Here is a 13,370-nt window from a genome sequence, read left to right on the forward strand (position 1 = left end):
GGAAGCTAAGCCTTTCAGCGCCGATGGTACTGCAGGGGGGACCCTGTGGGAGAGTAGGACGCCGCCGAACAATTATTGTGGGAAAGCCCCGCACCTTATGGTGCGGGGCTTTTCTGCGTTCCGGACCTGGTTCGGTTTTTTGGTGGTCGTTAGGATCGCGATCATGAATGGGTACGTGGTACGGGCGGTCCGTGGTGACGAATGGCAGAAGGTAAGGGATCTGCGGATCGACGCGCTCCGGGATCCGGCGGCGTCGGTCGCCTTCCTGGAGACCGTGGAGCAGGCCGAGGCCAGGCCGGATGCGGTCTGGCGGGACCGGGCGGCGGGGGTTTCCCACGGGCGGGCCGCGCGGCAGTTCGTTGCCGAGGCCGCGGACGGGACCTGGGCCGGGTCGGTGACCGTGCTCGTGGAGGAGGGCGGGACCACGGACTTCTTCGAGCGGTCGGTGGAGCGGGCGCAGGGGCATGTTGTGGGGGTCTTCGTGCGGAGCGGGCAGCGGGGGATTGGGCTGGGGGAGGCGTTGTTCGGGGCCGCGCTGGGTTGGGCCTGGTCGCTGCGGGAGCCGGCGCTGGAGCGCGTACGGCTTTTCGTGCACGAGGAGAACGCGCGGGCCGAGGCCTTCTACCGGCGGTGCGGGTTCCGGGCGAGCGGGGTGGTCGTGCCGGTGCCGGGGGACGCTTCGGTGAAGGAACGGGAGTACGTGTTTCCCCGGCCGGCCGGGGGACCCGGGGCTTAGGGGAGGTCGGTGTGGGGCCAGCGGGAGCGGGCCTGTTCGCGGCTGCGGCAGAGGGCGAGCAGGGGGAGGGCGTCGTCCGTCAGGAGGTTCGGGAGCTGGGGGACGGGGGCCACGGCCGCCACGTCGTCCAGGATCAGCGAGAGTGGTGGGTCGAGCCGACCGCGGGATGACCGTGCGGCCACGCGGCGGCCGTGCTCGACCACGTGCGAGACGAGTGCGGTGAGCAACGGCATCGCACCCGGGTGGGTACGGGGGTCTTCCAGCGGTTCGCCCACCACGTAGAGGCTGCCCCCTTCGCCCAGGAACGAAGCCAGGGTGAGGGAATCGGTTCGGTTCGGGGTGCAGGCCTCGCGGATGTGGATCGAGGCGAGGCAGGAGAGGGCTCGGGCCGTCAGGTGCTGGGCGAGTTCGCGGCGTTCGGGGTGGGCGGTGAGGGCGCTTTCGAGTTCTCCGGCGGCGCCGGCCGCGGCGTGGGGGTGGGTGCGCAGGACGCGTACGGGTTCCTGGGCGTTGGCACCCTGGGTCCAGCGGTGCAGGTGCTTGAAGGGGCGGTTGTCGAGGGCCGCCGCCTGGAGCCAGCTCCGCAGGAGCGTTTCGGCGGTGTCGGCGACCGCGGCGTCCAGGCGGGCCTGCGGGCGTACGGGGGCCAGCAGGGCGGTCGCGCGGGCGGCGGCGGTGTCGCGGTCGGCGCAGCCCTCGGCCGGGTTCCAGTGCATGCGGGCCGGGGTGTCGCAGAGGTGGGAGGGGTCGTAGAGGAGGACCGGGCCGAGTTTGGCGCGGGCGTCCTTGGTCTCGGCCCACAGGGCGGGGGACGAGGTCACGACGAGGGCGGCGCCCTCGGCGGCGGCGATGGCCCGAGCGGCGAGGTGGTGGCGCTCGGCGGGGCCGGCGTAGGCGAGTTGGCGGGGCGGGGTGGTGAGGGGCGGCGGGGTGGCGGGGGCGTAGCCGAAGCCGTAGCGGTAGGCCTCGTCCGCTGGGGCGCCGGCGCGGTCCGGGGTGCCGGCGGCGGCCGTGGGCCGTACGGGGCCGGCCGGGGCCGCCGCGAGCGGTGCGGCGGCGGTCACGGGCGCGTGGTGCGGGGCGGGGATGTGGGGTGGGGCCTGCGGGGCGGGCGCCGGGGTGGGGAGGGCGGCCGGCGGTACGGGTGCGTACGCCAGGGGCTTGGCCTCGGTGGCGGTTGCCGGGGCGGGCGGCGGCGGGGTGGCTTCGTACGGTGCCGGTTCGCGGGCGGCCTGGCGGGCGAGGGCGCGGCGGGACTTGGTGCGGGCGATCACGCCGATGGCGAAGACGGCCAGGACGAACATCGCCAGGAGCTGGCTGACGAACAGCCCCCAGAACAGGCCCCAGCCCGGGAGCGCCTCGGCGGCGGTGTCCGGCCAGGCGCCCGCGACGTCGTGCGGCTGCGCTATCAGGGCGCGGACGGCTTCCGGGGTCCGGGTGAAGGTGACGGTGTCCGGCCAGGCGCCCTTGGCGAACAGGGCGGCCAGGCCGGTGGCCGTCCAGACGAGGACGGCCAGGCCGAGGAGGAAGCCGAGGAGGCCGAGGAGCAGGCCGTCGGGGACGCCGCCGCGGGCGGGGGTGTCCGTACGTCGCGAGTCGGGCATGGTCAGGCCACCGTGGTCGCGGCGCCCGGGCCGCCGCGGCGGCGCTCGATGGACAGGGCCCGTTCCTCCGCCTCCAGTTCCGCGGCGAGCATGTCGTCGTGGAGGGGGGCGGGGGCTGAGGACTCGGTCATGGCGCGGTCGGTGTAGACGAGGGGGCGTTCGGCTTCGGTGATGAGGTGTTTGACCACCTGGACGTTGCCGTTGACGTCCCAGACCGCGATGCCGGGGGTGAGGGTGGGGATGATCTCGACGGCCCAGCGGGGCAGGCCGAGGACGAGGCCGGTGGCACGGGCCTCGTCTGCCTTCTGGGCGTAGATGGTTCTGGTGGAGGCCATCTTGAGGATGGCCGCGGCTTCGCGTGCGGCGGCGCCGTCGACGACGTCGGAGAGGTGGTGGACGACGGCGACGAAGGACAGGCCGAGGCGGCGGCCGAACTTCAGGAGGCGCTGGAACAGCTGGGCGACGAAGGGGCTGTTGATGATGTGCCAGGCCTCTTCGACGAGGAAGATGCGTTTCTTGCGGTCGGGCCGGATCCAGGTGTGCTCGAGCCAGACGCCGACGATCGCCATCAGGATGGGCATGGCGATGGAGTTGCGGTCGATGTGGGACAGGTCGAAGACGATGAGGGGCGCGTCGAGGTCGATGCCGACGGTGGTGGGGCCGTCGAACATGCCGCGCAGGTCGCCGTCGACGAGGCGGTCGATGACGAGCGCGACGTCGAGGCCCCAGGCGCGGACATCGTCTATGTCGACGTTCATCGCGAGGGCCGATTCGGGCTTCGGGTGGCGGAGCTGTTCGACGATGTCGGTGAGGACGGGCTGGCGTTCGCGGATGGAGTCGACGACGTAGGCGTGGGCGACCTTGAGGGCGAAGCCGGCGCGTTCGTCGAGGCCGTGGCCCATGGCGACTTCGATGATGGTGCGGAGCAGGGCGAGCTGCCCGGTCGTGGTGATGGCCGGGTCGAGCGGGTTGAGGCGGATGCCGTCGTCGTTCGCGGCGATCGGATCCAGGCGGATGGGGGTTATTCCCAGCTGCTGGGCGATCAGGTTCCACTCGCCGACGCCGTCCTCGCCCTGGGCGTCGAGGACGACGACCTGGCGGTCCTTGAAGCGGAGCTGGCGCAGGACGTACGTCTTCTCCAGGGCGGACTTGCCGTTGCCGGACTCGCCGAGGACCAGCCAGTGGGGGGCCGGGAGCTGCTGGCCGTACAGCTGGAAGGGGTCGTAGATGTAGCCCTTGCCGCTGTAGACCTCGCGGCCGATGATGACGCCGGAGTCGCCGAGGCCGGGGGCGGCGGTGGGCAGGTAGACGGCCTGCGCCTGCCCGGTGGAGGTGCGTACGGGCAGGCGCGTGGTCTCGACTTTGCCGAAGAGGAAGCCGGTGAAGGCGTCCGTCAGGGCGGACATGGGATCGCGCATGGGCGGCACTTCCTTCCGGCTAGCGTCGGATGCCGGTGGCGAACGGCAGCGTGTTGACGAAGGCGCGGTGGTGCTCGCGGTCGCACCACTCGAGCTTCAGGTAGGACTTGCCGGCGGAGGCGCGGATGGTGCGCTTGTCGCGGGCGAGGGCTTCCGGTGAACGCGAGGACACCGTGATGTACCCGACCAGGTTGACTCCCGCCGCACCGCTGGCGAGATCTTCACCCCTCTGGTCGAGCCGGCCGTGGGCGGCGATGTCGCGGGGGTCGACGGTGCGGTTCATCTTGGCGGCGCGGGAGGCGTCGGCCTCGTCGTTGGTCTTCTCGGTGAGCATCCGCTCGATGGCGATCTCGGTGGGCTCCAGATCCATGGTGACGGCGACCGTGCGGATCACGTCGGGGGTGTGGACGAGGAGGGGGGCGAGGAAGTTGACGCCGACGGGCGTCATCGGCCATTCCTTCACCCAGGCGGTGGCGTGGCACCAGGGGGCGCGGGTGGAGGACTCGCGGGTCTTGGCCTGGAGGTAGGTGGGTTCCACCGCGTCGAGTTCGGCCGGCCAGGCGTTGCGCTTGGTCATGGCCTGGATGTGGTCGATGGGGTGGTCCGGGTCGTACATGGAGTGCACGAGGGAGGAGAGGCGGCCCTGGCCCAGGGGCTGGCGTACGCGGATGTCGGCTTCGGCGAGGCGGGCGCAGATGTCGGTGAGCTCGCGGGCCATGACGATGGCGAGGCCGGCGTCGCGGTCGAGCCTGCGGCCCTTGTGGGGGGTGGAGGCGCGGGCGATGGTGTGGGCCTCGGCGGAGAGTTCGCGCGTGTAGTGCATGCAGGCGACGAGGTACGCGCGGTGCTGCTCGGAGGAGGTGGACACCATCGACTGGAGCTGCTCGTAGGAGTCGCGGAGCCAGCCGGGGGCCTGGGTGTCGCCGCGCCGGGCGACGTCCTTGGCGTGCGCGTCGGGGTCGGCGGGGAGCGTACGGGCGAGCATCTGGAGGCGGGTGACGAAGCCGTCGCCGTTGGCGACGTGCTTGAGCAGGGTGCCGAAGCGGTCGACGAGGGCTTCCTGGTCCTCGCTGTCGCGCAGGCCGACGCCGGGGCCCTCGATCTCGATGGCGGCGGTGACGGTCCTGCGGTCCGCGTGGAGGAGGACGGCGATCTCGTCGGGGCCGAAGGGGGCGGCGAGCCAGTTGATGCGGCCGATGCCGGGGGGCGGGCCGACCTCGACCTCGCGGCCGTCGGCGCCGCGGAAGCCGGCTTCCATGGCGCCGGAGCGGTAGGCGGTGCCGCGGCGCAGGATGCGCTTGTAGCTTCGGCCGATCTCGAACCAGCGGTAGAAGGTGCGGCCCTTGTACGGGACGTACACGGCGGCTAGCGCGATCATGGGGAAGCCGGCGAGGCTGACGATGCGCAGGGTGAGGTCGGGGACGAGCAGTCCGCTCATCATGCCGAGGAACGCCCCCGCGATGATCAGGGCGATCTCGCCGGTCTCGCGGTTCTTTCCGACGATCGCGTTCGGCCGGGCCCGGCCGATGAGATACGTGCGGCGGGGTGCGACCGGGTGCATCTGGTGGGACTGGGTCGTCAACGCCCGTCACCTCCTGTGTTCCTCGTGCTCGAACTCGTGCTCGTGCGGGGCGGGGGTGTGGCGGAGGGGACGGATCCGCCGCCGGCTCCGCCACCGGTGCCGCGGCTGCTGTGGGCGGCCACGCCTCCGGAGATGGGGTTGGCGGGGCGGGGCGCGCTGTGGGAGCCGCCGCCGTCGCCGCCGCGGTGGGCGCCGCGGCTGCTGTGGGTCTTGATGCCCTGTGAGACGAGGGAGGCCGGCGAGCTGATGACGGCGGCGGCCTGGGCGCCGTCGGTGGCCTTGCTGCGGTTGGAGCGGGCGGAGGCGATCTCGTCGCCGAAGCCGGGGACGAAGCGGTAGATCATCGCGGAGGCGAAGATCGCCAGCAGGATGATGGCGAGGCCGGTGACGACGGCGGAGAAGGCGTTGGGGCCCTCCTCGCCGGCCAGGGCGCCGGCGAGGCCGAGGACGATCACGATGACCGGCTTCACGAGGATGACGGCGATCATGATGCCGGCCCAGCGGCGGACGTGGCCCCAGAGGTTGCGGTCGACGAGTCCCGCGTAGACGACGACGCCGAGGAGGGCGCCGACGTAGAGGAGGGCGGCGCGGATGAACAGCTCGAGGTAGAGCACTCCGGCGGCGAGGACGGTGACGAGTGCGACGACGATCAGCATGATCGGGCCGCCGCCGATGTCGTCGCCCTTCTTGAGGGCTTCGGTGAAGGAGCCGAAGAAGACGTCGGTCTGGCCGCCGGTGGCGGCGGCGATGACCTCGGTGACGCCGTCGGTGGCGGAGACGATCGTGTAGAGGACGAGGGGGGTGAAGGCGGAGGCGAGGACGGTGAGCCAGAGGAAGCCGATGGCTTCGGAGATGGCGGTGGTGAGGGGGACTCCGCGGATGGCGCGCTTGGCGACGGCGAAGAGCCACAGGACGAGGGTGAGGATGGTGGAGGCGGCGAAGACGACGGCGTACTGCTTGAGGAAGGTGTCGTTGGTGAAGTCGACTTCGGCGGTGCCCTTGACCGCTTCGCTGAGCTTGGTGACGATCCAGGCTGCGGCGTCGGCGCAGCCTTTGGCGAGGGAGGCCAGGGGGTTGAGGGCGTCGGCGGGATCGCTGGGGGCGAGGCCGGGGGCGGCGGCGCCGCCGGTGGAGCCGCGTTCGCAGTACTGCCGGGCGGGCCCGGCGATGAGGGAGCAGGGGTCGTTGCTCGTACTCGGTGCGGGTGTCGGTGTTGGCGTTGGTGTGGGCGTCGGCGCGGCGACCGCGCGCCCGGCGAAGCACCATGCCGCCGTTTGGACGGCCACGACGGCGGCAACGACCCGCCGCAGCGGGTTGCGGGGGCTACCGGGCATAGGTGAACCCTCCGAACTCGTTGACGGCACCTGCGATCTCCCCTGAGTCGGATACGGGGTTGTCGCCGGTGACGGGAGTGGGGCCGTCCTTCTGGGCCGTTGCCACTACCTTCCAGTCGGACCCGTTCCACTTGAGCGTCATGGAGAGCGTGAACCAGCTGTTGGTGACCGGACGAGTGGACTTCTCTCCGGTCAGGCCGAACATTCCGACGCACCAGACGTCGACGGCAGCGCTGCCGCTCGCGAAGTTCCGCACCTTTGCACCGACCGGTACGGTGCGGCTCACGAACGTCGCGCCGGCCGGGGCGAGACCGTCCTTGGTCAGTCCGATCTGGGACAGCAGAGTGGCGGAGTAGTCCGCGTCGAAGCCCGATTGCAGCGTGGCCCGTGTGCTCTCGTCGGATAGGGCGTCCACGATGCCGTGCCGGCGGGCGGTGTTGAACATGCCGTCAGAGCCGAGTGCCACTGCGAAGTTCGACGCGGCAGACTGCGCACCCTGCTCGTTCTGGGCGAAACCTGAGGGCACGCCGCCGTTCTTCCCGTCTACCGGCCGGTTGCCCGTCGGGGACGTCGACGAGCTCGACGGGCTGTCCTGTGTCTGGTCGGTGGAAGGGGGGTCCGGGGACTGGTTTGCGAAGGCGATCGCCGCGATCAGGAGGACCACCACGCCGACCACCGTGATCAGGCTGCGGGAGGCGCGCGGGGTGCGGCGGGTGGGGCCGTACGGGTCCGTCGGGGAGTCCGGGAGGCGGGTGCGGGTCTGGCCCGTGCCGCCGACCTCGCCGTAGCCGCCGCCGTACTGGTCGTCGTTGCTCATTCCGTGTCGGCCCCCTCCGCGTCGTACGACGGTTGCGCTGGTTCCCGCGTAGGTGCGGTGTGGTGAGTCCTCATCAGGTGCGGCCGCGGCGGCCCGGCTATACGGCCATTCCGTAGACGATCGTGAAGAGGGTGCCGAGGGAGCCGATGATGAAGACGCCCGTGAGGCCGGCCACGATCAGGCCCTTGCCCTGTTCCGCGCTGAACGTGTCGCGAAGGGCGGTCGCGCCGATGCGCTGTTTGGCCGCGCCCCAGATGGCGATGCCGAGGCAGAGGAGGATCGCGACGGCCATGACGACCTCGATCATGATCTTCGCCTCGTTGCCGAGACTGCCGAAAGGCCCCCAGTTCGGGGCGATTCCGCCGATGATGGTGGTGATGTCGCCCTTTTCGGCTGCCAGGATCATGCAACTCACCGCCCCTGTATGGGTAGTTCCGGTAGCCCGTGCCCGACGGCATGGGTCACGCACTATCTTCCCTGATGAAACCGGCGCCGTCGTCGACTTGGCGGCTCTCTTTACCCGTTCTCCCGACCCGCGCACCGCCCGCGCGCTCTGACCTGGGCCGGGGTGGTGTGTATGCGAAAGAACGTATGGTCACTCTGTGTATCACGGGGGGTGACCTCGGGCAATGATTGCCGTCTCGGCGTACGGGGGGCGGGGTGAGGGGCCGCCGTTCGGCGCAGTGGGCGTGCGTGTCGTTGGGCCGACCCGCTGACATATGTCCGACATTCCGTCAGTCATTCGATCGGTGCGCGTGATTGCGCGGGATGCTCCACGTCGATCGGTACGGCGACGGAAGGAGTGGACGGATGGGTTCTGCAATCAGGGCGGGTCGGCGTGCGTGGCTGGCCGGCGGTCTCGCGGTGCCGCTGGCGCTCGCGCTCACGGGTGCCTCGGCCCAGGTCGTGGCGGCCGCGCCGGGGGTGGACGGGGTTTCGGGGTCCGCGGCCGTCGCCGCGTGCGCCAAGGGCGGTTCCGGGTACGACGGGAACCGCGCGGCCTGTACGGGCCCCAAGGGGCCCAAGGGAGACCGGGGTCCGTCGGGTCTGCGGGGGCCGAAGGGCGACCGGGGTCCGTCGGGTCAGCCTGGCCAGCCCGGGCCGTGCGCGGACATCGACACGGTCGGGGTGCCGGGCTCGCAGTCGGGCGCCGAGTACAGCGGGGTGGTGAACCGGGGGAAAGTGTACGTCGGCTACCGGTTCGCGGCGACCCGCGGCTACGTGTGGCGGGACCTGAGCCGCTCCGTGACGCCGGGGCAGCCGCGGGACGCCTGTGGCGTGTCCGTGAAGCTCGCCGGGGATCGGGTCTACGTGAAGGTGCTCACCGTCAGGGGTGACCTGTACGAGAACTTCTGCGCCACGGCGGGACTGGACTGCAGCCAGGGCTGGTCGGCGGTGATCCGGCCGGCCTGAGCCCCGCGGGCGTGGGTCCGCGCGGCCCGGGTTCCGCGCGGCCCGGGTTCCGGTGGGGGAGCCGGCGGTGATGTGAGGCGTGAGGGTCCTGTGGTGTGGGGCGGGGTGTGAGGGTGTCGTGATCGGGTGCTCGGGCCGGTCGCGGCGCCCTCGTGTGCGTGGTGCCGGTGGACGTGGGTGCCTACGCGGAGTCATCGGCGCGGCCCGCGGCCTGCCCGGGCGGTGTCGGTGGGCGTTCGGTGAGCTCCCCGCCGGTGGTCGGGGGGGCGTGTGGGTGCGCGAGGGGCGCATACACGTCTGGCGGGCGCCCGGGCGGGACCTTCACACTGGCGCGCCTGGAGCGGGGATTCTCGTACGAGGAACAGCTCATTGGCGGGGTGGGGCACTGCCGGATGCGGCGCGAGGGCGCCCCGAGCCGGTGTGCTCGCTCGAAGTCGTCTCCTTCCGGCTGCGGTTCGGGGCCGTCGCGGTGGCCAGCGAGGGGATCGGCGGGGTGGACCGTCGCGGGGATGCGGGAGCGGGTGGCGGGCGGCTTCGTGTCGGAGGCGATCGAGGGAGCTGGGGCCTACGGGCAGCGGGGCTTCGTGACGGCGCTCGGGGGAGGGGCTCTGGTGGTGCCCGTACGTGCCGTGGAACGGGCGGGTGTTGCGGGTTTTGCGGGTGGGGACGGTGGACGCGGGAGCGGTGTGGGTCGGGTGCGGCGGGGGACCGGTTCGGTGGGGGACCGGTGCGGATCTGCTCGCGGTGGTGCGGATCTTCAACGCGGTGCACGCCGAACGGCCGTGGAGCCGGGTGCGGGAGGCCGGCTGGGACGGGCGGGTTCCGCAGGGGACGTGGATGCCGGGGTCGGAGCTGTTGGTGCTGGTGCTGGTGCTGGAGGGCGGGGACGGGGCGGTGGCCGGCTACGCGCTGGTGACGGGGCGGGCCTTCGGGGACGGCGTGCGGAGCCTGGTGGTGCACGAGATGGGCGCGGTCGACGCGGCGGGGGCGCCGAGGCTGCTCGCCGAGCTGGCGGCGCGGTGCCGGGAGCCGCGGGTGGCGGAGTTCACCGTGCGGGAGCCCGCCGACAGCCTGGTCGGGCGGATCGTACGGGCGTGGGGGTGCGGATACCGGCAGCGGTACCCGGTGGGCGGCGGGATGATGGCGCGGATCCTGCGGCGGGAGGAGCTGGTCCGGGAGCCGGAGCCGGAGCCGGAGCCGGAGCTGGAGCGGCGGGCGCGGGGGTATCCGTCCGGGCCGGAGGCGGTGGCGGGGGTATCCGTCCGGGCCGGAGGCGGTGGCGGGGCTGGCGGGCGGTGGGCGTGCCGGACGACGGGGTGCTCGTACGGCTGCTGCTGGGGCACTGGTCGGCGGCGGACGCGGTGGTGCAGGGGCTGGCGTTGCCTGAGGGGTGCGAGGGGCTCTGTACGGGCGGTGGTTTCCGGGTGGCGGGGCGCCGGGTCTGCCGCTGCCGCACGCGCATGTGCTGGACCGGTACTGGATCCCGCTGGATCGACCGGTATGAGATCCCGTGGGTTCACTTCTACTCCCCGCGGGTGCGGCGGGGAGTGCCTGCTGTTCACCGTCTTGTCGGGGGCGTTGTCAGTGGGGTCCGGCACGCTGGGGACATGACGACTCCGTGGACCCTTGCCGATATCGAGGCGGCCATCCGGGCGGGATGGTCGGCCGAGACCTGCTCGCCCGACGACGTGGAGCGGGCCCCGTGGACGGCCGACAATCCGGCCTGGGGGCACTGTGACATCACGGCGCTGATCGTCCAGGACGTCGTCGGCGGCGAACTGGTCGTCGGCGAGGTCTGGCACGACGGGGAGCAGCAGGGGTTCCACTGCTGGAACGTGCTGTCCGGGGGGATACCGGTCGACCTGACCCGGGAGCAGTTCCGGCGCGGGCAGACGGTGACTGCGGGGCGGCCGATGGGGAAGCGGCCCGCGGGGCGGCTGCCGAGGCGCTGGGAGGAGTACCAGCTGCTGCGCCGGCGGGTCATCGACAAGCTGGGCCCGTTGCCGGGTGCGGTCGGGACGGCGGACGGCCGCCGGCTCGCCTACACGGACTTCGGCGGGGACGGCGCTCCGCTGCTCGCGCTGCACGGGCACTTCCAGGACGGGCGGACCTTCGGGCGGCTGGCCCGTGAGGTGGGGCCGGAATGGCGGGTGATCACCCTGGACCAGCGGGGGCACGGGGAGTCGGACCGGGCCGGGGACTACGGGAGGGAGGGGTACGTGGCGGACGCCGCGGCCGTCCTGGAGCACCTGGGGCTGGGGCCGGCGGTGGTGCTGGGGCATGCGCTGGGCGGGGTCACCGCGTACCAGCTCGCGGCGCGGCGGCCGGATCTGGTGCGGGCGGTGGTGGTCGAGGACATTGGGGCGGTGGTCGACGACGACCTGTGGTTCGTACGGGACTGGCCGAGGCGGGCCCGTACGCGGGCCGGGTTCCTGGCGGGGGTGGGGAGCGCGGCGCCGCACCTGGAGGGGTTCCTGCGGGAGCACGCGGACGGGTGGGGGACCGGGTTCGAGGCCGAGGACGTGGTGGCTTCGCAGCGGGAGCTGAACGGGGACCACGGGGGGGACGGGCTGGCGGTGCGCAGTCCGACGCTGCTGGTGCGGGGGGAGCGGAGCGGGGTGCTGTCGGCGGAGCACGCGCGGGAGATGACGGTGCGGCGGGCGGGGGTGCGGCTGGTGGAGCTGCCGGCCGGGCACGCGGTGCATGCGGGGGATCCGGAGGGGTTCGTCGCCGCCGTGCGGGGGTTTTTGGCGCGGGTGTGACGGTCCCGTCCCGGGGGGGGGGGGTTCGGGGGGGGGGTGTGCCGTTACCGGGCCGCTGGGCTGGGCTGGGCTGCGCCGTGACCGTGCCGGGCTGTGGGTTGGTGCCGGTGCGTTGCGGGGCTCTGCCCCGGGCCCCGCGCCTCAAACGCCGGCGGGGCTGAGATGGGCTCGGCCGGGCTGGGTGGGGACTGGTCGGGCTGGGTGGGGATGGCGGGGCTGAGATCGGGGCTCGGCCCCGGCTTCTTGGGGCGGGGGTGGGGTCAGGTCCAGTGGGTGGGGTGGGTTAGGGGATGGGGGATGCGGGTGGAGGGGTTGCCCTGGGCCGCGTTCAGTTGGGGCTGGGTGAGGAAGAGCGCGTCGCGGAGGTCGGCGCCGCGGAGGTTCGCGTCGCGGAGGTCGGCGCCGATCAGGTCTGCCGTGCGGAGGTCGGCGCGGCTGAGGTCGGCGGCGATCAGGTAGGCGCCGCGGAGGTTCGCGCCGCGCAGGTCCGTGCCGGAGAGCCGGGCGCCCATCAGGTCGGCGCCGCGGTGGTTCTTGGTGCGGCCCGGCACTTTGGACCGTACGAGCTCGCTGGCCTTCAGGAGCAGCGCGTTGACGTCCTGGCGCAGGGTGCCCACGTCCAGGTCCGCGAGGGCGTCGGCGTCGGCGCGCGTCCACCGCTCGGTTTCGGCCAGGGCGCGGCGCAGCCCGGGGTGGACCGGGGCGGTGGCCGGGTGGGCCAGGGCCTCGGCGACGTAGGCGAGCAGCTCGTGGAGCTGCCGCATCACGGGGAAGACCTCGTACATCCGCCGGGCGGTGCCCGGGTGGCCGCGCCAGTCGCGGCCACCGAAGGTGACCTGGGAGACCTGCTGGCCCGCGCCGAAGCAGTCGAAGACCGTGCAGCCGCGGTATCCCGAGTCGCGCAGCCGGGTGTGGATGCCGCAGCGGAAGTCCTGGCCGAGGTTCTTGCAGGGCGTGCCCGCGGGCTTGTTCGCGGCGAAGTCGCTGGACTTGGCGAAGGGGAGGGCGACGCAGCAGAGGGCGAAGCAGTTCGCGCAGTCGGCTCGCAGGAGAGGCAGGGTGGGCAGGGCCGGCGGCGGGGTGGGGAGGTCCGGCGTGGCGGGGGTGTCGGGAGCGGGCGGCTGGGGCATGTCGTCCATTGTCACGCCCCCAGGGAGGTGAGTCGCATCTCGTGGGCGGACCAGCGGACGACGTCCACTTCCACGACGTCCACTTCCACGACGTCCACTTCCACTACTTCCTCGTCCACCCGCAGCGTGTGGAAGCCGAGCCGTTCGTAGACGCGCAGGGCTGCCGTGTGTGGGCCAAGACGCCGAGGCCGAGCTCCGGTCCGCCCAGCTCGCCGAAGACCCGCTCGACGACCAGGGACACCATCGCGGCGCCGAGTTCCCGGCCGCGGGCGCCGGGGGCGATCAGGACGCGGCCGAGGCGGGTGCCGGACGGTGAGGCGTGCCCGACGGGCCGCCCCTCGGGGGACAGGGCCGTCCAGGTGTGGCGGCCGGGCTCGGCGGCGTAGGCGGAGAGCTGCCCGTCGTCCAGGGGCCAGGGGCCAGGGGCCAGGGGCCAGGGGCCAGGAGAAGGCGGGGCCGGCCCAGGTCGTCAGCTCGGCGGGAGTGGTCACCCGGGAGCGGAGCAACGTGATGTCGGTTGTGGGCCGGAAGGGAGCGCTGGGAGAGGGGGTCCGGGGGCGGGGGGTCGCGGGGC

12 protein-coding genes and 1 rRNA gene are annotated in these 13,370 nt (G+C 72.8%); 5 read left to right on the forward strand and 8 right to left on the reverse strand.

Annotated elements, in window-relative coordinates:
* Both rrf and OTB16_RS38450 read left to right on the forward strand, forming a co-directional pair.
* A 5S ribosomal RNA gene (gene rrf, locus OTB16_RS39870) occupies positions 1 to 70 on the forward strand; the annotation flags it as partial.
* Between the two features lie 93 nt (positions 71 to 163).
* Positions 164 to 736: a GNAT family N-acetyltransferase gene (locus OTB16_RS38450; protein WP_267727486.1), complete on the forward strand. Its 573-nt coding sequence runs from the start codon at positions 164 to 166 to the stop codon at positions 734 to 736.
* On the opposite strand, the gene OTB16_RS38455 is transcribed toward OTB16_RS38450, so the two are convergent.
* From OTB16_RS38455 to OTB16_RS38480, 6 genes are all read right to left on the reverse strand, one after another.
* Positions 733 to 2,340, reverse strand: a complete 1,608-nt coding sequence (locus OTB16_RS38455; RefSeq protein WP_267727488.1) for a P-loop NTPase family protein — start codon at positions 2,338 to 2,340, stop codon at positions 733 to 735. The two genes, OTB16_RS38450 and OTB16_RS38455, sit on opposite strands and share 4 nt — an antisense overlap.
* A gap of 2 nt (positions 2,341 to 2,342) precedes the next feature.
* A complete protein-coding gene (locus OTB16_RS38460) occupies positions 2,343 to 3,758 on the reverse strand; it encodes an ATP-binding protein (RefSeq protein WP_267727490.1) in 1,416 nt (471 codons plus the stop codon).
* A 19-nt stretch (positions 3,759 to 3,777) separates the two neighbouring features.
* Positions 3,778 to 5,340, reverse strand: coding sequence for an SCO6880 family protein (locus OTB16_RS38465; RefSeq protein WP_267727492.1), 1,563 nt, complete (start codon positions 5,338 to 5,340; stop codon positions 3,778 to 3,780).
* Positions 5,337 to 6,674, reverse strand: coding sequence for a hypothetical protein (locus OTB16_RS38470; RefSeq protein ID WP_267727494.1), 1,338 nt, complete (start codon positions 6,672 to 6,674; stop codon positions 5,337 to 5,339). Before OTB16_RS38470 ends, OTB16_RS38465 begins: the two co-directional genes overlap by 4 nt.
* Positions 6,664 to 7,491: a hypothetical protein gene (locus tag OTB16_RS38475; RefSeq protein WP_267727496.1), complete on the reverse strand. Its 828-nt coding sequence runs from the start codon at positions 7,489 to 7,491 to the stop codon at positions 6,664 to 6,666. Before OTB16_RS38475 ends, OTB16_RS38470 begins: the two co-directional genes overlap by 11 nt.
* A gap of 97 nt (positions 7,492 to 7,588) precedes the next feature.
* A complete protein-coding gene (locus OTB16_RS38480) occupies positions 7,589 to 7,897 on the reverse strand; it encodes a hypothetical protein (RefSeq protein ID WP_031145169.1) in 309 nt (102 codons plus the stop codon).
* Between the two features lie 404 nt (positions 7,898 to 8,301).
* On the opposite strand from OTB16_RS38480, the gene OTB16_RS38485 reads away from it, so the two are divergent.
* Positions 8,302 to 8,904 (forward strand): hypothetical protein, encoded by a 603-nt coding sequence (locus tag OTB16_RS38485; protein WP_267727498.1) that lies wholly within the window; start codon positions 8,302 to 8,304, stop codon positions 8,902 to 8,904.
* A 902-nt stretch (positions 8,905 to 9,806) separates the two neighbouring features.
* Here OTB16_RS38485 and OTB16_RS38490 read toward each other — a convergent pair.
* Positions 9,807 to 10,247 carry a hypothetical protein gene (locus OTB16_RS38490; RefSeq protein WP_267727500.1) on the reverse strand — a complete coding sequence of 147 codons (441 nt, stop codon included), beginning with the start codon at positions 10,245 to 10,247 and terminating at the stop codon, positions 9,807 to 9,809.
* 264 nt (positions 10,248 to 10,511) lie between these two features.
* Here OTB16_RS38490 and OTB16_RS38500 point away from each other — a divergent pair, with 264 nt between their 5' ends.
* Positions 10,512 to 11,666 (forward strand): alpha/beta fold hydrolase, encoded by a 1,155-nt coding sequence (locus OTB16_RS38500; RefSeq protein ID WP_324290943.1) that lies wholly within the window; start codon positions 10,512 to 10,514, stop codon positions 11,664 to 11,666.
* A 260-nt stretch (positions 11,667 to 11,926) separates the two neighbouring features.
* Here the strand turns inward: OTB16_RS38500 and OTB16_RS38505 are convergent, their stop codons facing one another.
* Positions 11,927 to 12,805, reverse strand: coding sequence for a pentapeptide repeat-containing protein (locus OTB16_RS38505; RefSeq protein ID WP_420717884.1), 879 nt, complete (start codon positions 12,803 to 12,805; stop codon positions 11,927 to 11,929).
* Between the two features lie 160 nt (positions 12,806 to 12,965).
* Here OTB16_RS38505 and OTB16_RS38510 point away from each other — a divergent pair, with 160 nt between their 5' ends.
* A complete protein-coding gene (locus tag OTB16_RS38510) occupies positions 12,966 to 13,112 on the forward strand; it encodes a hypothetical protein (RefSeq protein WP_267727503.1) in 147 nt (48 codons plus the stop codon).
* Positions 13,113 to 13,370 lie beyond the last annotated feature (258 nt).

The sequence above is a fragment of the Streptomyces antarcticus genome (assembly GCF_026627255.1).
GTDB classification, from domain to species: domain Bacteria; phylum Actinomycetota; class Actinomycetes; order Streptomycetales; family Streptomycetaceae; genus Streptomyces; species Streptomyces antarcticus.

Bases quoted from the DNA above. Each gene is read 5' to 3' on its own strand.
- OTB16_RS38450 (WP_267727486.1), top strand. From the start codon at position 164: ATGAATGGGTACGTGGTACGGGCGGTCCGTGGTGACGAATGGCAGAAG.
- OTB16_RS38455 (WP_267727488.1), bottom strand. From the start codon at position 2,340: ATGCCCGACTCGCGACGTACGGACACCCCCGCCCGCGGCGGCGTCCCC.
- OTB16_RS38460 (WP_267727490.1), bottom strand. From the start codon at position 3,758: ATGCGCGATCCCATGTCCGCCCTGACGGACGCCTTCACCGGCTTCCTC.
- OTB16_RS38470 (WP_267727494.1), bottom strand. From the start codon at position 6,674: ATGCCCGGTAGCCCCCGCAACCCGCTGCGGCGGGTCGTTGCCGCCGTC.
- OTB16_RS38475 (WP_267727496.1), bottom strand. From the start codon at position 7,491: ATGAGCAACGACGACCAGTACGGCGGCGGCTACGGCGAGGTCGGCGGC.
- OTB16_RS38480 (WP_031145169.1), bottom strand. From the start codon at position 7,897: ATGATCCTGGCAGCCGAAAAGGGCGACATCACCACCATCATCGGCGGA.
- OTB16_RS38485 (WP_267727498.1), top strand. From the start codon at position 8,302: ATGGGTTCTGCAATCAGGGCGGGTCGGCGTGCGTGGCTGGCCGGCGGT.
- OTB16_RS38500 (WP_324290943.1), top strand. From the start codon at position 10,512: ATGACGACTCCGTGGACCCTTGCCGATATCGAGGCGGCCATCCGGGCG.
- OTB16_RS38505 (WP_420717884.1), bottom strand. From the start codon at position 12,805: ATGGACGACATGCCCCAGCCGCCCGCTCCCGACACCCCCGCCACGCCG.